This is a genomic window from Stappia indica (assembly GCF_009789575.1).
Lineage (GTDB): Bacteria > Pseudomonadota > Alphaproteobacteria > Rhizobiales > Stappiaceae > Stappia > Stappia indica_A.
The window spans coordinates 1,109,235-1,126,814 of record NZ_CP046908.1 but is presented as its reverse complement, the minus strand read 5'-3'; the positions used below and the strand labels follow the sequence as shown (position 1 = coordinate 1,126,814).

Annotated in this window: 20 protein-coding genes; 9 read left to right on the top strand and 11 right to left on the bottom strand. The window is 66.2% G+C overall.

The window, feature by feature from the left end; translation table 11 throughout:
- Nucleotides 1-22: 22 nt before the first annotated feature.
- Nucleotides 23-550 (bottom strand): MgtC/SapB family protein, encoded by a 528-nt coding sequence (locus GH266_RS05415; protein ID WP_158192990.1) that lies wholly within the window; start codon nucleotides 548-550, stop codon nucleotides 23-25.
- Nucleotides 551-1,018: 468 nt separating this feature from the next.
- On the opposite strand from GH266_RS05415, the gene GH266_RS05410 reads away from it, so the two are divergent.
- Nucleotides 1,019-2,464 carry a TrkH family potassium uptake protein gene (locus tag GH266_RS05410; protein WP_244953775.1) on the top strand — a complete coding sequence of 482 codons (1,446 nt, stop codon included), beginning with the start codon at nucleotides 1,019-1,021 and terminating at the stop codon, nucleotides 2,462-2,464.
- A 26-nt stretch (nucleotides 2,465-2,490) separates the two neighbouring features.
- Nucleotides 2,491-3,192 (top strand): DNA/RNA nuclease SfsA, encoded by a 702-nt coding sequence (sfsA, locus tag GH266_RS05405; protein WP_158192989.1) that lies wholly within the window; start codon nucleotides 2,491-2,493, stop codon nucleotides 3,190-3,192.
- Between the two features lie 70 nt (nucleotides 3,193-3,262).
- Here the strand turns inward: sfsA and GH266_RS05400 are convergent, their stop codons facing one another.
- The 5 genes from GH266_RS05400 to GH266_RS05380 all read right to left on the bottom strand — a co-directional run bounded on the left by GH266_RS05400 (nucleotide 3,263) and on the right by GH266_RS05380 (nucleotide 6,980).
- A complete protein-coding gene (locus GH266_RS05400) occupies nucleotides 3,263-3,943 on the bottom strand; it encodes a L,D-transpeptidase (RefSeq protein ID WP_158192988.1) in 681 nt (226 codons plus the stop codon).
- Nucleotides 3,944-4,119: 176 nt separating this feature from the next.
- On the bottom strand, nucleotides 4,120-4,629 hold the full coding sequence (gpt, locus tag GH266_RS05395; protein ID WP_158192987.1) for a xanthine phosphoribosyltransferase: 510 nt from the start codon (nucleotides 4,627-4,629) through the stop codon (nucleotides 4,120-4,122).
- A 38-nt stretch (nucleotides 4,630-4,667) separates the two neighbouring features.
- Nucleotides 4,668-5,405, bottom strand: a complete 738-nt coding sequence (locus tag GH266_RS05390) for a competence/damage-inducible protein A (RefSeq protein ID WP_158192986.1) — start codon at nucleotides 5,403-5,405, stop codon at nucleotides 4,668-4,670.
- Nucleotides 5,406-5,485: 80 nt separating this feature from the next.
- Nucleotides 5,486-6,709, bottom strand: a complete 1,224-nt coding sequence (locus tag GH266_RS05385; RefSeq protein ID WP_158192985.1) for an FAD-dependent monooxygenase — start codon at nucleotides 6,707-6,709, stop codon at nucleotides 5,486-5,488.
- Nucleotides 6,710-6,734: 25 nt separating this feature from the next.
- Nucleotides 6,735-6,980, bottom strand: a complete 246-nt coding sequence (locus GH266_RS05380) for a zinc-finger domain-containing protein (protein ID WP_199270445.1) — start codon at nucleotides 6,978-6,980, stop codon at nucleotides 6,735-6,737.
- A 226-nt stretch (nucleotides 6,981-7,206) separates the two neighbouring features.
- Here GH266_RS05380 and GH266_RS05375 point away from each other — a divergent pair, with 226 nt between their 5' ends.
- Together GH266_RS05375 and GH266_RS05370 are read left to right on the top strand one after the other, a co-directional pair.
- Nucleotides 7,207-7,974: an alpha/beta fold hydrolase gene (locus tag GH266_RS05375; protein ID WP_158192983.1), complete on the top strand. Its 768-nt coding sequence runs from the start codon at nucleotides 7,207-7,209 to the stop codon at nucleotides 7,972-7,974.
- The gene (locus GH266_RS05370) at nucleotides 7,971-8,855 is read left to right on the top strand and encodes an alpha/beta fold hydrolase (protein WP_158192982.1); all 885 of its coding nucleotides are present in this window, start codon (nucleotides 7,971-7,973) and stop codon (nucleotides 8,853-8,855) included. Before GH266_RS05375 ends, GH266_RS05370 begins: the two co-directional genes overlap by 4 nt.
- Before the next feature lie 556 nt (nucleotides 8,856-9,411).
- On the opposite strand, the gene GH266_RS05365 is transcribed toward GH266_RS05370, so the two are convergent.
- Nucleotides 9,412-10,221, bottom strand: a complete 810-nt coding sequence (locus tag GH266_RS05365; RefSeq protein WP_158192981.1) for an enoyl-CoA hydratase — start codon at nucleotides 10,219-10,221, stop codon at nucleotides 9,412-9,414.
- A 253-nt stretch (nucleotides 10,222-10,474) separates the two neighbouring features.
- Between GH266_RS05365 and cysE the strand changes: the two genes are divergently transcribed.
- Together cysE and GH266_RS05355 are read left to right on the top strand one after the other, a co-directional pair.
- Nucleotides 10,475-11,308: a serine O-acetyltransferase gene (gene cysE, locus GH266_RS05360; protein WP_120267368.1), complete on the top strand. Its 834-nt coding sequence runs from the start codon at nucleotides 10,475-10,477 to the stop codon at nucleotides 11,306-11,308.
- A gap of 182 nt (nucleotides 11,309-11,490) precedes the next feature.
- On the top strand, nucleotides 11,491-11,709 hold the full coding sequence (locus tag GH266_RS05355) for a DUF3126 family protein (RefSeq protein ID WP_067216731.1): 219 nt from the start codon (nucleotides 11,491-11,493) through the stop codon (nucleotides 11,707-11,709).
- Between the two features lie 110 nt (nucleotides 11,710-11,819).
- On the opposite strand, the gene GH266_RS05350 is transcribed toward GH266_RS05355, so the two are convergent.
- Nucleotides 11,820-12,545, bottom strand: a complete 726-nt coding sequence (locus tag GH266_RS05350) for a hypothetical protein (protein WP_158192980.1) — start codon at nucleotides 12,543-12,545, stop codon at nucleotides 11,820-11,822.
- 239 nt (nucleotides 12,546-12,784) lie between these two features.
- Between GH266_RS05350 and GH266_RS05345 the strand changes: the two genes are divergently transcribed.
- Both GH266_RS05345 and GH266_RS05340 read left to right on the top strand, forming a co-directional pair.
- Nucleotides 12,785-13,102 (top strand): DUF6949 family protein, encoded by a 318-nt coding sequence (locus tag GH266_RS05345; protein ID WP_158192979.1) that lies wholly within the window; start codon nucleotides 12,785-12,787, stop codon nucleotides 13,100-13,102.
- 81 nt (nucleotides 13,103-13,183) lie between these two features.
- Entirely contained in the window at nucleotides 13,184-13,720 is a 537-nt protein-coding gene (locus tag GH266_RS05340; protein WP_158192978.1) for a gamma carbonic anhydrase family protein, read from the top strand.
- Nucleotides 13,721-13,881: 161 nt separating this feature from the next.
- On the opposite strand, the gene GH266_RS05335 is transcribed toward GH266_RS05340, so the two are convergent.
- From GH266_RS05335 to GH266_RS05325, 3 genes are all read right to left on the bottom strand, one after another.
- Nucleotides 13,882-14,499, bottom strand: coding sequence for a transglutaminase-like cysteine peptidase (locus tag GH266_RS05335; RefSeq protein ID WP_209001545.1), 618 nt, complete (start codon nucleotides 14,497-14,499; stop codon nucleotides 13,882-13,884).
- Nucleotides 14,500-14,822: 323 nt separating this feature from the next.
- Nucleotides 14,823-15,443: a PilZ domain-containing protein gene (locus GH266_RS05330; RefSeq protein ID WP_158192977.1), complete on the bottom strand. Its 621-nt coding sequence runs from the start codon at nucleotides 15,441-15,443 to the stop codon at nucleotides 14,823-14,825.
- Nucleotides 15,444-15,582: 139 nt separating this feature from the next.
- The gene (locus GH266_RS05325) at nucleotides 15,583-16,239 is read right to left on the bottom strand and encodes a PAS domain-containing protein (RefSeq protein ID WP_158192976.1); all 657 of its coding nucleotides are present in this window, start codon (nucleotides 16,237-16,239) and stop codon (nucleotides 15,583-15,585) included.
- Nucleotides 16,240-16,768: 529 nt separating this feature from the next.
- Between GH266_RS05325 and GH266_RS05320 the strand changes: the two genes are divergently transcribed.
- Nucleotides 16,769-17,530: a rhomboid family intramembrane serine protease gene (locus GH266_RS05320; protein ID WP_158192975.1), complete on the top strand. Its 762-nt coding sequence runs from the start codon at nucleotides 16,769-16,771 to the stop codon at nucleotides 17,528-17,530.
- Nucleotides 17,531-17,580 lie beyond the last annotated feature (50 nt).

The following is a 17,580-nucleotide window of genomic DNA, read 5'->3' as shown; positions in this document are numbered from 1 at the left end:
AGGGACCTGCTGCAGCAGCCTGTCAGTCTTTGCTTGTGACCGCGCGGTTCGGAGCGTTGGAGTGTGCGTCCCGCGAGTCTTGTCGCCCGGTAGGCTGCGTTTGCTCGGGTTCGCCGCGTCCGGGCAGGAAGCGTTCCAGAACACGAACGCCGGTGAGCAGGACCGCACCCAGGACGAGCGCGGTAACGAACAGGACGAACTGGCCCGCGCCTGCGGCGATTCCCAGCGCGGCGGCAAGCCAGAGATTGGCGGCCGATGTCAGGTTGTGGACGTCGCCGCGGGAGAAGAAGATGGTCCCGGCCGCGATGAAGCCGATGGCTTGCGCCAGTCCCTGGATGACCCGCAAGGGATCCATGCTCTGCGGGCCGGCATCCACCCTCAGCGCATCATAGAGCAGAAGCGCGGACACCGTGATCGCCGCCGAACTCAGCGACACGATGCCATGCGTGCGAATGCCGGCAGAAATGCCGCGCAGCTCGCGGTCGAGACCCAGGACGAGGCCGCCGGCAACGGCGAGCGACAGCCTCAGGACGATATCCGTTTCAAGCATGCGACCACTCCATCCCCTGCAAACGGCCTGATCGAAGACATTGTTCCGACGCCGGCGGTGGCGAGTGCAGATGACAAGGCCGCGATGAGGCGAGGGGCGGCACGGGAGGCGTGGCTTCCGGGCGAAGCCTTGACCATGTCCGTTCAGCCTTGTACTTGGCTCGGCCGGGGAAAATGGTAGGTTGGCAGCCACATGCAGTCGGTGCCGCAAGGCAGCAGGCGGATGAGGTCCGAGATGCCCGCAAAATCAGCAGGATTCGTGCGCACTGTCCTGCGCGCTCCCGGATAAGCCGGAAAACTCGCTTTCAGATACAGAACGACAGGTACGGTCTCCAGAGTTCCCGGTCCCACGACCTAGGCCATGCGGGATCGAGCCCTACCGTCCGTACCAGGATTGCCGCCACGCATCGCAAGACGGGACGACGATCGCAGATCCCGGACGACGCCAGACGACGAAAGACGCCATTCCGTGATTTCGCTTCGCCCCGTGCTCAACGTCCTCGGTTTCCTCTATGTGGGCCTGGCGACAGCCATGCTCATCCCGGCGATGGTCGACGTCGCCGCGCGCAATGCCGACTGGCAGGCCTTTGTCATGTCGGCGCTGATCACCGGCCTGATCGGCCTGCTGCTGTCCGTCGCCGTCGGCGGTGCGCTGACCGAAGGGCTCGACATCCGCCAGACCTTCATCCTGACGACGCTGTCCTGGCTGACGCTGCCGGCCTTCGGAGCGCTGCCGTTCCTGTGGCTCGGCATCGGGTATGCGGATGCGGTGTTCGAGGCGGTGTCCGGCTTCACGACGACCGGATCGACCGTGCTGTCCGGCCTCGACAGCTTGCCCCCCGGATTGCTGGTCTGGCGCTCCCTGATGCAATGGATGGGCGGTGTCGGCATCGTCGTCATGGCCATCGTGCTGCTGCCGTTCCTGCGGATCGGCGGCATGCAGCTCTTTCAGAGCGAAAGCTCGGACCGCAGCGAGAAGATCGTCGCGCGCTCGGTCGAGCTGATCCGTCTGTTCGGCATCACCTACCTGTTCCTGACCTTCGTCTGCGTGCTGGCCTTCCTGCTGACCGGCATGACGGTGTTCGATGCGATCAACCATGCGATGGCGACGATCTCGACGGGCGGCTATTCCACCCATGATGCGTCCTTCGCCTTCTTCACCAACCCTGCATCCGGCTGGGTCGCGGTGACCTTCATGCTGATGGGTGCGATGCCTTTCGTTCTTATCATCCAGGCGCTGCGCGGCCGGCCGCTGGTGCTGTGGAACGACCCGCAGGTGCGTGCCTTGCTCGGCCTGGTGGTGCTGACCTCGCTGGCGGTGACGGTCTATCTCGGGGCGGCGCTGGAGATGAATTTCTCGGAGGCGCTGCTGGCCTCCACCTTCAACATCGTCTCGATCATCACGACGACGGGTTTCGCCATGGGCGACTACACCACCTGGGGCCCGCCGGTGATAGGCCTTGCCCTGCTGCTGACCTTTGTCGGCGGTTGCACGGGTTCCACGTCCGGCGGTATCAAGATCTTCCGCTTTCTGGTGTTCTTCGGCACCGTGCGGGCGCATGTGCGGCGGATGGTCCGGCCGAACCGGGTGATGTCCGAACAATACGCCAATACCCGCCTGACGCCGGAGCTGTCCTTCTCGGTCCTGGCCTTTCTCGTTGTCTACATGGGCTCCGTCGGCACGATCACGCTGGCGCTGTCCGGCTTCGGCCTCGACCTCGTCACCGCCTTGTCGGCGGCGGCAACGGCGGTCTCCAACGTCGGCCCCGGTCTCGGCCCGATCATCGGCCCGGCCGGCAACTTCGCACCGCTGCCCGATGGGGCGAAGTGGATCCTGTCCTTTGCCATGCTGATGGGCCGGCTCGAACTGTTCACCGTGCTGGTGCTGCTCGATCCCGACTTCTGGTCGCGCTGAGCCCGTTCAACTGTCCGGAGTTTCCATTGCGTTTTGCCACTCCTCTCGTGCCCGGCCGCCTGGTCAAGCGCTACAAGCGGTTCCTTGCCGATGTTGTTCTCGACAGCGGCGAGGAGGTGACGGCCCACTGCGCCAATCCCGGCTCGATGCTGGGACTGCGCGAGCCCGGCGCGCGGGTCTATCTGTCGGTGTCCGACAATCCGGCGCGAAAGCTGAAATATTCCTGGGAGATCGTGGAGGCCGACGGAGCGCTGGTCGGCATCAACACCGCTCATCCCAACGGCCTGGTCGAGGAGGCGCTGCGTGCCGGGTTGATCGAGGAACTGGCCGGTTTCACCGGGCTGCGCCGCGAAGTGAAATACGGCCGCAACTCGCGCATCGATATCCTGCTTGAAGGGGCTGACGGCCGTCCGGTCTATGTCGAGGTCAAGAACGTTCACCTGATGCGGCAGGCGGGCCTCGCAGAGTTTCCGGACTCGGTGACTGCGCGCGGTGCCAAGCATCTCGTCGAGATGGGAGACATGGTGGCGGAAGGTTCGCGCGCGGCGATGGTCTACCTCGTGCAGCGACCGGACTGCGACCGCCTCTCCTTTGCCGGCGATCTCGACCCGGCCTATGCCGCAGCCTTTGCGGCGGCGCGGGAACGGGGCGTCGAGGCCTATGCGATCGGCTGCCGGATCACGCCGGAGGAAATCATCGCCGAGCAGCGGGTAACCCTGCTGCCATAACGAAAACGGGCCCGTTGCAACGGGCCCGCCAGCATCTTGTGTATTCGGTGGGAAAATGCGGCCGCTGCCGTCAGGCGACGCCGCTATTGTCCTGCAGGACGACGATCGGCGTGTTGTTAGGCACGCGCGCGGCAAGGTCGATGATGTCCTGGTTCATCAGGCGCACGCAGCCCGAAGAGACCGCCTTGCCGATGGTCCAGTATTCCATCGTGCCGTGGATACGGTAGATCGTGTCGCGGTTGCCCTCGAAAATGTAGAGCGCACGGGCGCCGAGCGGGTTGTCGAGCCCCGGCTCCATGCCGTTGCGATAGGGCTCCAGCTCCGGCTGGCGGGCGATCATCTCGGCCGGCGGCGTCCAGCGCGGCCAGGCGCGCTTGTAGGCGATGCGGGCACGCCCGCCCCAGTCGAAGCCGGCGCGGCCGATACCGACGCCATAGCGCAAGGCCTGTCCGTTCTCCATCACCAGATAGAGGAACCGGTTCGGCGTATCGACCACCAGTGTGCCGGCGCGTTCCTGGGTGCGGTAGGGCACCACCTGGCGGAAGTAGACCGGATTGACCCGGCGCAGGTCCACGGCCGGGATCGGGAACTTCTCGTTCGGCATCGCCGCGTACATCTGCAGGTAGTACGGGTCGATCACCGGGGCCGGTGCCGTCGCCGATGCTGCCTGGATGCGCGGGTTGTTGCCCGTGCTCTGGCAGCCGGCAAGCGCCATCGCGCCGAGACCGACCAAAGCGGTGCGACGCGACATGAGGGTGTTGCCGGAAGCGGGAAGGGAACCGGCGCGCTGGAGAATCTCGTGTGTCATAACGGGGTTATAGGCTGAGAAATTGCGCCGAAATATGGGCAGGGCAATAACTTTCCCGCGAGTGCAGGGCTGGCCTGCACCCGCCGGGGAGCTATGTGGTAAAGTTGACGCAGGGTTCTTCAGCCCTGAGTGCTGGTGGCGATCGGCGGCTGGAACTGCCAGCCCATGTCCCAGGGGAAATAGATCCAGGTGTCCTGCGAGACCTCGGTGACGAAGGTGTCGACCAGCGGACGGCCCATCGGCTTGGCATAGACGGTGGCGAAATGCGCTTCGGGCAACATTTCGCGAACGACGCGCGCGGTCTTGCCGGTATCGACCAGGTCGTCGATGACCAGCACGCCGGACCCCTTGCCGCCGTTCAGGTCGACCACCTTCTTGTCGATGGTCTTCAGGACCTGCAACTCGCCCTGATTCTCGTAGTCGTGATAGGAGGCGACGCACACCGTCTCGATGAGCCGGATGCCGAGCTCGCGCGCGACGATGGCCGCCGGAACCAGGCCGCCGCGGGTGATGCAGACGATCGCTTCCCACTTGCCCTGTCCCGACAGGCGCCATGCAAGGGCACGGCAGTCGCGGTGGAACTGGTCCCAGGAAACGGGAAAGGCTTTGGGGGCTTGCGGGTTTTCCATGCGGGTCGGGTCCTGTCGTTCGGCAGATACGTGAAAGGTCAGCGGGTGGTGGCGGCGACGGCGTTGCGTACCGCCTCGGCCGCCCGTTGCAGCAAGTCGCCGTCGCGCGAGCGCACGACGATCTGGGTCGAGAAGCGCCCGTCGACGGAGCGAGGGTACGAGCCGATCATGACGCCGGGATGCGCCTCCTGGATCTCGCGCAGGCTTGCCGCGATGCGGCTTTCCGGCAGGTCGGCATCCACCGCCTCCGACAGCATGCGCTTGCCGGTCTTCAGCGTCGGGGCGACGGCATCGAGCATGGCCTGCATGATCGAGGGGACGCCGGCCATGACATGGACGTTGCCGATGCGGAAGCCGGGCGCCTTCGAGACGGAATTCTCGATGAGGTCGGCGCCTTGCGGAATGCGCGCCATGCGCAGGCGCGCCTCGGTCAGCTGGCCCTCGGGATAGAAATTGCGAAGGATCTCGACGGCGCGCGGATCGTGGTCGATCGGCACGCCGAAGGCCTTGGCCATCGAATCGGCGGTGATGTCGTCATGGGTCGGGCCGATGCCGCCGGAGGTGAAGACATAGGTGTAGCGGGCGCTCAACTCGCGCACCGCCTCGACGATGCGGTCTTCCACATCCGGCACCACGCGCACCTCGGACAGGTCGACGCCGATGGCCGTGAGATATTCGGCGAGATAGCCGATGTTCTTGTCCTTGGTGCGCCCCGACAGGATCTCGTCGCCGATGACGAGGAAGCCTGCGGTCACGATGTCCTGGTCAGTCGACATGCCCACCCACTCCTGGATCAGTCCCTGTCGCCCCTTTTCCCGCGCCGTCGGGGCGTGGATCGGTGCGCTCGCGGGCATGATCAGGCGCCCGGAGGCCGCCATCCATATAGCCAATCGAGCCGCGCGAGAAGACGTTCCGACGGCAAGGATCGCATCACCAGGTCGCGGGCAAGCGCCAGCGGCCCGCTCATGTGGTAGATGCGGTCGTTGGAGCGTGCCAGGCGCATCACCCGCTCGGCCCGATCCTGCCGTTCCGCCTCATAGGCGCGCAGGGCACGCGGGACATCGCTCGCGCCCTGGTCGAGATGACGCGCCAGCGCCTCCGCATCCTCGATGGCCATGGCCGCGCCCTGGGCGGCAAAGGGCAGCATCGCGTGGGCGGCATCGCCGAGCAGGGCAAAACGCCCGTCGACCCAACTGGTGCCAGGATCCATCGAGCACAGCGCCCATTTCAGCCAAGAGGAGGGGAGGGAAAGCAGTTCGCGGCAGCTGCCCGGCCAGTCGCGGAAGCGGTCCAGCAGGGCGCTGCGGTCGGCGGGGCCGGACCAGGCCTCTTCCTGCCAATCCTCTTCCACCAGGGCGACCAGATTGAAGCGCTCGCCGCCGGCGACGGGATAGTGCACGACATGGGCGCGCGGGCCGAGCCACAGGCCGGTGACGTTGCGCCAGCGCTCGGGCACCTCGCTCGCCGGGATGACGGCCCGGTAGGCGGTGCGCCCGGAGAAGGCGGCGGCACGCAGGCCCATGATGCGGCGGCGCACGGTCGACCAGACGCCGTCCGCGCCGATCAGCGCCGCGCCCGTATCGTGATCGAGCGGGGTGTCTGGATCCGTGTCCTCGGCTGCGTGCTCGAGTTCCAGCTTGATGGCGTCGGCGCTTTGCGCGGCTGCGCGCAGCCGCGTGCCGAGGCGCAGGGTAATGCCGGCTGAGGCGCGGGCCGCTTTCAGCAGCACTCCCTGCAGGTCTGCGCGGTGAATGACCAGATAGGGCGCGCCGTACCGCTCCTCGGCGATCTTCCCGAGCGGAATTTCGGCGACCGGGGTGTCGCTGCGCCAGGTCATCACCTCGATGGCACGAGGCGCGGCAACATGCGGAAGAAGCGCGTCCTCAAGGCCGAGGTCGCGCAGCACCTGCATCGTATTGGGGGGAAGCTGCAAGCCGGAGCCGACGGGGCGCAGCTCGCTCGCCTGCTCGATCACCGTCACGGCCCGCGAGCGGCGCGACAGGCACAAGGCGGCCGTCAGGCCGCCGATGCCTGCACCGGCGATGAAGATGCGGTTCGCGTCGGAGTGGGACTGCGCCATGGGCGAGCCTTGCGGCAGCCGTCGGTCAGGCGGCTTCCGGGGCCCAGACGCAGTCGGCCGGCTCCGCCTGATGAGCGCTCAGGGCCGGGTTGTAGCGGTAGAGCGTCGAGCAGTAGGGGCAGATGATCTCGTTGTCGTCGCCCATGTCCAGGAAGACGTGCGGATGGTCGAAGGGCGGGCGGGCCCCCACGCACTGGAACTCCTTCGCGCCGATCTCGATCGACTCCAGGCCGCGGTCGTTCTGGAAATGGGGAATTACAGCATGCGCCATCGCATCCATCCGTCGTTCAGCATGTCCTGCAGGATTTGCCGGACCATACGCAGGAAGGAGCAGTTTGAACAGGGGGAAGTGGCGGTTTCGCCACAACTGCGGCGACCGGAAGCAGGGAGCGCGAGCAAGGGGCGCACAGCCCGGGGGCTGCAGGCTTTTCATCGGCAGCCATGCGCACTATCGTGGGACTCTGTCTTTTTACGTTTACGTCAAGGTAAAGGCTCCGATGCCCCATTTCGATTCCGCCGATCTCCGCCTCGCCTATCTGGACGAGGGACGGGGCGAGCCGATCCTTCTCATCCACGGCTTTGCCTCCAACAAGCATGTGAACTGGGTCTATCCCGGCTGGGTGAAGCTGCTGACCGAGGCCGGCCGGCGGGTGATCGCCATCGACAACCGCGGGCATGGCGAGAGCGCCGGCAGCCACAATCCCGACGACTACGGCGCGCCGGCGATGGCGGAGGATGCAAGGCGCCTGCTGGACCATCTCGGCATCGAGCGGACCGACGTGATGGGCTACTCGATGGGCGCGCGGATCTCTGCCTTCCTGACGCTCAACCATCCGCAGCGGGTGCGCAGCGCCGTCTTCGGCGGGCTGGGCTACGGCATGATCACCGGCGTCGGCGATCCCGAACCGATCGCCGCCGGACTTGAGGCGGAGAAGCTCTCGGATGTCACGGACCGCGGAGCGCGTGCTTTCCGGGCCTTTGCCGAGCAGACCAATTCCGACCGTCTCGCGCTCGCCGCCTGCATGCGCTCCTCGCGGCAGAAGATCGGCGAGGACGAGGTCTCCCGCATCACCCAGCCGGTTCTGGTTGCCGTCGGGACCAAGGACGAGATCGCCGGTTCGCCGGAGAAGCTCGCCCGGCTGATGCCAAGGGCGAGGGTGCTGGAGATCCCCGGCCGAGACCACATGATCGCGGTGGGCGACAAGGTCTACAAGGCGGGCGTGATCGACTTCCTGGAGAGCCTGGCGCGGGAGGGGGTTGCGTGAGCCGCGAAACCGTCACGCTGACCGGGGCGGAGAACAACCGTCTGGTCGCCGATGTGCATGGCGCCGGCGGGCAGCCCGTGCTGCTGCTGCATGGCGGGGGACAGACGCGCCATGCCTGGGAGGGGACCGGCGAGCGGTTGGCCGCGCGCGGTCTTGCCGCCTGGTGCCTCGACCAGCGTGGCCACGGCGACAGCGACTGGGTCGACAGCGGCGCCTACGAGTTCCGCGACTTCGGCCGCGACGTGGTGGCGGTGTCGGACCAGATCGCCGAGCGCTCGGGCGCGCGGCCCATCGGCATCGGCGCCTCGCTCGGCGGCATGGCGAGCCTGCTGGCCGAGGGGGCGTTCCAGCCCGGCACGCTGTCGGCGCTGGTGCTGGTCGATGTGACGCCGCGGATGGATCCGGCAGGCGTGCACAAGGTGATCTCCTTCATGGCCGACCGGGCGGAGGCAGGCTTCGGCACGGTGGAGGAGGCGGCCGATGCCATCGCCCGCTACCTGCCGCATCGCAAGCGCCCGGAGCGGCTCGACGGGCTGGCCAAGAACCTGCGTCTTCACGACGACGGGCGCTATCGCTGGCACTGGGACCCGCGCTTCCTAGGCGACAGGCGCGGCCGGCCGGTCGAGCCTGGCGAGGGGATCGAGGAACGCGTCGAGGACGAACTCGTGCGCGCGGCGCAGGCGCTGAAGGTGCCCGTCCTGCTGGTGCGCGGCGCGCGCTCGGAACTGGTCACCGAAGCGCAGGTGGACGAGTTCCTGACCATGGTTCCGCATGCCGAGTACACCGATGTCGCAGGGGCCGGCCATATGGTCGCCGGCGACCGCAACGACGCCTTCGCGGGCGCGGTGGTTACCTTCCTCGACCGGTTGCGCGCCGCCTGAGCAGGTCAGTCGCCCACGGCTTTTGAAACGATCTTTCCAGCGTCTGAGCCGGCGTGCCGGGTGCCTTTGAGGTGCCCGGAGCGCTGCCGTGCGCGTGGCGGTCGGGGCATGCTCTCGCGCGCTCCGAGCGGCCGCGGTTCTCACCTGCCGATTCAAGTTGGCGTGTTGGGATGGCCTTCGGGCTTTCTCAATGAGTACAAAGGCTTGTATGGTTAATTGAAAGTTAATGCAGAAAATGGGTTCACTCAAAAGCATAGCTTGAGGATTTTTCCTCAAGCTGCTGATTGGGAATGAATTTTCAGTCTGTCTTAAAGTGGTGCGTCAGCTTTCTGCTGAGGATCCGATTTAAGGTCTTCGCAGGCAGAATCAAGCTGGATCGAGCGCCAGAGAATCATCCCGGATTCCGCCGGTCAAGTGGCCGGTCCGCAAAGTCGGTGGGTGCTCGGCTCTTTTTCGACGCTGCAAGGAGTCGGTTAACAAAATGACTCTGCGTCGCCCGCCGTTGCCCTTCGCGCGGCGGGATTGCTCTGACGAAGGCGGGTATCGCGCGTCATGGTTAACCGCCGGTGAATTCCGGCGCCCGCTTCTCCATGAAGGCGGTTCGCCCTTCCACGAAATCGCGGCTGTCGAAGCAGGCATCGGCCAGCGCCTGGCAGGCATCGAGGTCCTCGCCCGACAGGCGCGCGGTGAGCGCGTCGATGCCGACGCGGGCCGCGCGAAGGGTGAGGGGCGCACCGGACGCGATCTCGCCGGCAAGGCGCCGTGCCTCTGCCTCCAGGGTGCCTGCGGAGGCGACGATGTCGAGGAAGCCGAACCGCTCGGCCTCCTGTACGCCGATGCGCCGCGCCGTAATGAACAGGAGCTTGGCGCGCGAGGGGCCGAGCAGGCGCACGACATCGGCAATCGCCGTCGGCGGGTAGCCGACGCCGAGCCGCGCCGCGGGAATGCCGAAGCTGGCGCCGTCCTCGGCGATGCGCAGGTCGCAGGCGGCCGCAAGCCCGAAGCCGCCGCCGAGACAGAAGCCGCGGATCATCGCCAGGGTCGGCAAGGGTGCATTGCGCAAGGCATCGAAGGCGGCGGCGTTCGAGGCCTCGTAGGCGCGGGCCGAGGCCGCGTCCTTGCGCAAGGTGGCGAACTCGGAAATGTCGGCGCCGGCGATGAAGGTCTCCTCGCCGGCGCCGCGCAGCACGATGACGCGCACGCCGGGGGCTGCGGCAAGCTCTGCGACCGCCTGCGGGATGGCCTGCCACATGGCGAGCGTGATGGCGTTCTTGCGGGCGGGGTTGTCCACCTCCAGCCAGCCGATGCGACCCTCGATCCGGGTGGCGATACGGGCGGGGCGGGTGTCGGCGGGACTGTCGGTCATGTCGGGTCCGAAGCTTCGAGAAGGGGCGGGTTGCGCATGGTTATCGCAAGGTGCGGCGACACAGTCCATTCGAGGAGGGCGTTGGATGCGTGCCAGAGAGCATGCCGTGTACCCAGAGCAGCGTGAAATGACCGTTACGGCAAGCTTGACCTATGGCCTTGCCTGCACACATCGCAGTAGGATGGCACCAACGACCTGTGCTTGAAGGGAGCCTGTCCTGCCCGTCCGGCGGGGGCTCCATAAGGAGGCGGACATGCCGCAAACCAACCCCCTTGCCGAGGCGCCGGCCCTGCCGCGCCACGATCCCGTGTGGAGCCAGCTCCGCGAAGAGGCCGAAGCGATGGTGCGCTGCGAGCCGGCGCTGGCATCCTTCGCCTACGAGACCGTGCTCAACCATGACCGGCTGGAAGAGGCCGTCGTCCACCGCCTGGCCGACCGGCTCGGTCATGTGGTGGTCTCGCCCTCGCTGATCCGCCAGACCTACCTGGAGGCGCTGCAGGATTCCCGTGCGCTGGCCGAGGCCTTCCGCGTCGACCTGGTTGCCGTCTACGACCGCGATCCGGCCTGCACCCGGCTGCTCGAGCCGCTGCTCTACTTCAAGGGGTTCCACGCCCTGCAGACGCATCGTCTGGCCAACTGGCTCTGGAAGCGCGGGCGCAAGGACTTCGCGCTCTACCTGCAGAGCCGATGCTCGGAAGCCTTCCAGGTGGACATCCATCCGGCCGTCCCGGTCGGTGTCGGCGTCTTCGTCGACCATGCCACCGGCATCGTCGTGGGCGCCACGGCACAGATCGGCGATAATGTCTCGATCCTGCAGAACGTGACGCTGGGCGGCACGGGCAAGGAGGAGGGCGACCGCCATCCGAAGATCCGAAATGGCGTGCTGCTCGGCGCCGGTGCCAAGGTGCTGGGCAATATCGAGATCGGCCATTGCTCGAAGGTGGCATCCGGCTCGGTGGTGCTGATGGACGTGCCGCCGAACTCTACGGTTGCCGGCGTGCCGGCACGGGTGGTGGGGGCGGCCGGCTGCGCCGAACCGTCGCGCACCATGGACCAGCTTCTTTCGGCGGACAGCGAGAAGGGCTGACGCTGCCGAGGCGGGACGCTTCAGGCCGCGCGAAAGCAGGGCGCGCCGCCCCCAACTGGGGGAAAGGCGCGCTTTTTTCTTGGTTCGAGCGGCCGAATGTGTAGGTTCGGGCGCATTCCGGCATGGCCGGCAACCCGTTTGGGCGCGGATGCACTGTCCGACGCCCCAGAAAGGAGCCTTTCGTGAAGCCAGACGAGATCCGCAAGCTCGAGGCCTACCTCCAGAAGAAGTTCGAGCTTCCGAAGCTTGTCGTCCGTGCGCGCCCGAAGAAGGACGATTCCGCCGAGGTCTATATCGGCGAGGAGTTCATCGGCGTGATCTATCGCGACGACGACGATGACGACGACCTGAGCTGGAACTTCCAGATGGCGATCCTGTCGTACGATCTCGACGAAGCCTGAGCCGGACGGCACGTATAACCACCGGGCTCCGGCATCCGGCCGGGGCTTGAAGAAAACGGGCGCACCGCTTGGCGGGCGCCCGTTTTTCGTATCGGCAGCAAGGATGCGCTTCAGGAGGTGGGGCCGGGCGACAGGCCGGCGACCAGGGCTGCGATGCCGTCATCCAGCTTCTGCCAATGCTCCAGCTGGGCCTGGCGGAAGCGGTAGGTGGCGAAGAGGCCGTGGCCGAGGCGGATGCTGCGCTCGCAGGTGGCGGCCAGCGCCTTGTCCCGCGGCGTGAAGCAGCGGGCGGCAAAGAGGCGGCCCGCGTCGGCGCGATGCGCGACGAAATCGGTGCCGCTGGCCGGATCGCCGGGCAGGGGCAGAAGGGCAAGGCCTGCCGGACCGGGCAGGGGATCGCCCGCGGCGAGCGACAGCCAGACCTGGGTCAGGCGTTCGCTTGTGTCCATGATGTCGGCCGTCAGCGTCGGCTCCAGTGCCACGAGAATGACAGCGGACGTATCGCTCGGGTCGGCGAAGGCGCGGGCGTTGAGCTCGCTGTAGCCGTCCATGGAAGGCCAAAGGACCGCCAGGCTCAGCCGGTCGACAGGGCCGCCGGCAATCCGCTCCTCGACCCTGCGCATCATGTTGGCCGGCACTTTCAGCACGGTGGCGCCTAGGGTGACGGGAACGCGTTCGCGGCTGTCGCTCCACCCCGTGGGGCCGCGGGTATAGGTCAGCCAGCTGCCGACCGTGTGGGCCACCAGCGCGGTGCCGGCGAGGGCCAGCGCAAAGACCATCGATGTGAAGTGGCGGGCCTCGATGCCCGTTCCGCCGGGAAGGGTGAGCGGCATCATCCGCGGGCTCCCGTTGCCGCCCGCAAGGGCGCGCCGGGGCAGGGCAGGGCGCCCGTCGGGCTGTCCCGATGCGGGACGGGTGTCCCGATCTGTGCCGGGACGCGGGGCGCTCCGTTCGCCATCTTTATGGTTACCAGTCCGTTAATGGGGCCGCGCAAACGGCATGCTATTTGCTGGAAGGAAACCCGAGTTTCCGGTTAAGGTCCCAGAGAATTGGTTAACGAGGGGTTAACGGCATCATGAGTGAACTGGCACTGGCGGCCTATCTCGGCTGCGCGGGCTTCGTCATTTCGGGAATTGTCGGCAGTTTCTATCAGCTTGTGACGGGAGAACCCCTGCGGTTTGCCATCTCGGTAGAGACCTGGATAAAGGGGCTCATGTCCTGCGTGCTGTGCGTCTTCGCGGGCCCCTTCATCATCATGCGTAACGCGATTCGCGGCCGCAGGATCGAACAGCGGCCGCTCGGATGGCTGGTTGCGTCCTCCACGATCGCGGGAATGTGGAGCCTTTGCTCCGGCATCATGGTCGTGCATGCTGCGTTGACCGTCCTTCTGTAAGGCGCAGCGCCTGCCGGGTGCTGCCCCTTGCTGCCTTGATCCCTCCTCCTGTCCCGCATGACAGCCCCGCCGGAGTTTCAGATGCCGCTTTACCGCCTCGACGATCACAGCCCCGTCACGCCCGAGCCCGGAACCTATTGGGTCGCCCCGGATGCGGCGGTGATCGGGCGTATCGTCCTGATGCGAGGAGCCAGCGTCTGGTTCGGCGCGGTGCTGCGCGGCGACAATGAAACGATCACCGTGGGCGAGGGCTCCAATGTGCAGGACGGTTGCGTGCTGCATACGGACATGGGCTTTCCGCTGGACATCGGCCGGGGCTGCACGATCGGACACAAGGCGATCCTGCATGGCTGCAGCATCGGCGACAACACGCTGGTGGGCATGGGCGCGACCGTGCTGAACGGCGCCCGCATCGGCCGCAATTGCATCATCGGCGCCAACGCGTTGATCGCCGAGGGCAAGGAGATCCCGGACAATTCGCTGGTGGTCGGCATGCCGGGGCGTGTGGTGCGACAGCTCGACGAGGCCGCCGAGGCGCGCAACGCCGCCTCTGCCGAAGGCTATGTCGGCAAGTGGCGCCGCTATATCGCCGGCCTGTCGCCGGTTGCCGAGAGCTGAGCAAAAAAAAGGCCGGCCTCCGCATCAGCGGAGACCGGCCGGCAACCCGACCCCGGGGTATGGGGGAGGGGGATGGGCCTGGTTGCCATCAGTGACGGCGCAATGCTTCGTGTATTGCCAACCCGCGCGGGTGGCGGGTTTTCGGTCCCGCCGACCAGGCGTCAGTTTCCGATGCTGGCCAGCGTGCTGGTCCGCAGGTCGGAGATGGCGGCCCACTTCGCCGGATGCGACACCGACTGCCGCTTCACGAACCGATAAGGGGCCGAATACCAGGGCAGAACGGCCTCGATCTGGTTGTCGAGGATGACGTCGCCCTGATCGGTGCGGACCGTGAGAACGGCATGGCCCGCGTTGTTGGTGTCCTTGACGACGGTGATCAGCAGGGCGCTGGCCGGCCAGCCCCGGTTCAGGAGCACGCGCTTCTTCTCCAGCACGTATTCCTCGCAATCGCCGGAACCGTCGACCGGATAGGTCCAATATTCCTCGACGCCGAAAAGCTCGATGTCGGTCACCGGACGGATGCGATCATTCACTTCCGTATTGATGGCGATGAGCTCGTTCCAACGCTCGCGGTCGAGCTTGACGACCACGGCGCCCTTGCCGTCCGGTTCGCACTCCGCAGGATTTTCCTGACAGAAGCCGACATGGCCGACAGGGGCCTTCGCCGTTGTGCCGGTTTCCATGAAGCGCCCGGCCTGTGCATTGGCCTGGCTTGCGCCGGCCGCGATCAGCGCCAGTGCGAGAAGAGTATACTTCAGAGGTTTTGCGTTCATTGTCATGTCTTCGCCCTCCCCAAGGCTGACTAGACAATGGCACGCTCGTTTTTATTTGCATCTAAGGTCGATATCGGAAGTTTATTTGAAATATAAGAGATTTATACGATAATTTATACTTGTTTTGATTAAAATTGTAGGGATCGAACGTCCCCGGGGAAGGGCCGTGAAACGGGCGCGAAAACGCCTTTCCCCGCAAGCGCATGGGCGAGTGCGGGTCGGCAAAGCGAGCGATCGGAAGAGGGGAGAGAACGGCGCGAAAACGCGATCAGGCCCGCACGGACATGGCGTCCGGGCGAGCCTGTGCTGCGGTCTCTAGGCCGTCAGGATCAGGAAATGTGCTTCTCGAGCAGGTCGCGGTTCTGGATGTTCGCGAACTCGACGGCGATGCCGTCCTCGGTGTGGCGCACCACGCGGGCGCGCATCTTGCCGATGCCGATCGCCATGCCGATCTCCGGCTTCACCTCGGTCTTGAGCGAGGCGCCCGACAGCGACACGTCGATGATCCGCGACTTGTAGCTGCGCCCGTCCGGCAGGACGATCTGGGTGATCGGGTTTTTCGGCGTGAAGCGGTCGTGGCGCCGATCTTCCGGCAGGCTGAGCACGTCGCGATTGGCAAGCCAGGTCAGGACGTTGGCGAGCTTGTCGCGCTTGCGCATCGGCGCGTTGATGCGGATGGCGAACCCACCCTCGATCTCGCGCACCACCTCGCCCTCGATCCGGCCGATATGGTCGATATAGGCGATGATGCGCTCGCCGACGCGCGCCGGCACCGGGGCGATTATGGCGGCGCCCCCGGGAGACATGTCGACGATCTGGCAGGGATACTCCTGGCGATCCTCCAGCATGAAGCGGCCGAGGATATTCACCGGAACGCGGGAATGGCGCCGACGGTCGACATTCTTGGCTGCGGCAGCTGTCGTGTACGTGAGTGCCGTGGCGTGCGCCATGCGTCGTCGACCTTCCCTGGAGCGCACGGCATGGAGGCCGCGCGAACACTGCCGGTCGAAGATATGTTGCGGCAGTTAACAGTTGGTAAGCAACGGCCTGCGCAGGGCTGCGGATGTCAATACTTGCGGCAGGGCCACCTCAGCTCTTGCCGCCCTCGATGACCATCAGATGCTGTACCCGCCGCGCTTCGGCCAGCACCTGCATGGGGGGAGGGGCGGCCTGCAGCAGGGACGGCTGCCGCCCGAACCGCGGAACGGTGCTGACGGAGCCGCGCGGCTGCGGGCGCAGGAAGGCAGGACGCTCGTCCGGCCAGATCAGCCGCACGCTCTTGATCGTCTGCGACAGGATCGGATGCATGCCGGCCCAGTAGGGCTGTTCCAATGCGACACACGCGCCAAGCACGCGGCTGCAGCCTTCGCCGGGAATGTGAAGCGGCAGCAGCAGCATCTCCATGTCGACCGTCTGCTTGCGCTCCGTATAGCCGGTGATCCCGATCACTGCAGCGGCCGCGTCCTCGTTGACCGCGGCGAGCAGCGTCGACAGCGCCTCGCGGTCCTCGTCCGACCAGCCGCGCAGGATGTTGCGGTTCTTCAGCTCGCGGCAATGCAGGGCGCAAAGCCGGGTGCCTGCCAACCGGTAGCGATAGGTGTCCCGGTCGACGAGTTCCAGGATGAAGGTGTCGCCGAGCACGGCGCGGATCCGGCCTGGCTCGATTTCGCCGCGGTCCGGCGCGGGCCGATCGCCGCGCAGACTGTCCCAGTACTCGTAGAGCTGCTGCGTCACCGGATGTTTCATGTCGACCAACCTTGCCCCCGGTTTCCGCTCCTCCCCGGCGGGCCCGGTGGGAGCGTGTGTCCTGTTTTCGCGCAAGGCCGGCCATCGGAACCGGCAGGTGTGCCGGAACGTGGAACGCCTTGCGCTTTCTTGTCGGCAGAAGCGGAAAACTGTCCGGTTTCGGGACGGTTTTCCCACCTGTGCCACGCGTTGACGGTTACGAAGCAGGGCGCATGCCAAGCAGTTGAACGGTTGGCTTTACCTCTTGTTAAGGTTAACGAAGGGTGGCGGTTGCCGCTGCGTCGGTTTGATGTGCAGGATCAGGCAGTTGGTAAATCGAGCTTATCTGCACCGCGCGACGACTGACTTCGTTTGCGAGAAACCGGCCCAAGCGCCGATTTCCGCCACTTCCTGGCCGCCCGGATCGCGTGCAAGCGCGGCGGGCGGCTTTTCTTTGTCGTTCGTTTTGCCCCGACTGCCGGCAGGCGGCTTGACGGATCGTCCCCGGCGGCCGATCTGGTGACTGACGATCACCGCCAGGCGCGAGACAATGCACGAACCCAGACCTTTAGAGATTTACGATCAGGGCCCGCCGCCGTCGGAGCCGGTCTTCAACCTGCCGAAAGTGGTGACCTGGCTGTCGCTGGTGCTGATCGGCGTGCATCTGGCGGACACGTATCTGTTGTCGAGAGACCTGCGATACGAAGTCCTGCTCGCCTTCTCGTTCCTGCCGGCACGCTACCTGCCGGACGCGGTCGCCCTGTATCAGTTGCCGGGCGGCGAACCGGCAAAGGCCTGGACCTTTCTCACCTATGCCTTCCTGCATGGGGGATGGGGGCACCTCTTCGTCAATGTGATGTGGATGGCGGTCTTCGGGTCTGCGGTCGCCCGGCGCTTCGGTACGGCGCGGTTCCTGGTGCTCTCCGCCGTCTGCGCCGTGGCCGGCGCTGCGCTGCACCTGGCGCTGCACTTCGGCGAGACGGTGCCGATGATCGGGGCTTCGGCCGCGATCTCCGGCCAGATGGCGGCTGCGACGCGCTTCGTCTTCGACATGGGCGGGCCGCTCGGCGCGATGCGGCGGACGGATGAGTTCGCTTACCGTATCCCTGCCTCCGGCATGGCCGCGACGCTCGCCAACCCCCGGGCGATGATGTTCCTGCTGGTCTGGTTCGGCATCAACTTCCTGTTCGGCATCATCTCCCTGCCGATCGCCGGGGAGGGCGGTAGCGTCGCCTGGGAAGCCCATATCGGCGGGTTCGTCGCCGGTTTTCTGTTGTTTTCCCTGTTCGATCCGGTGCCGCGCCGCCGGTAGGGCGTCTCTCCCCCGCAGTGTTGCCGATTGCGCGGCGACAGGGATTTGTC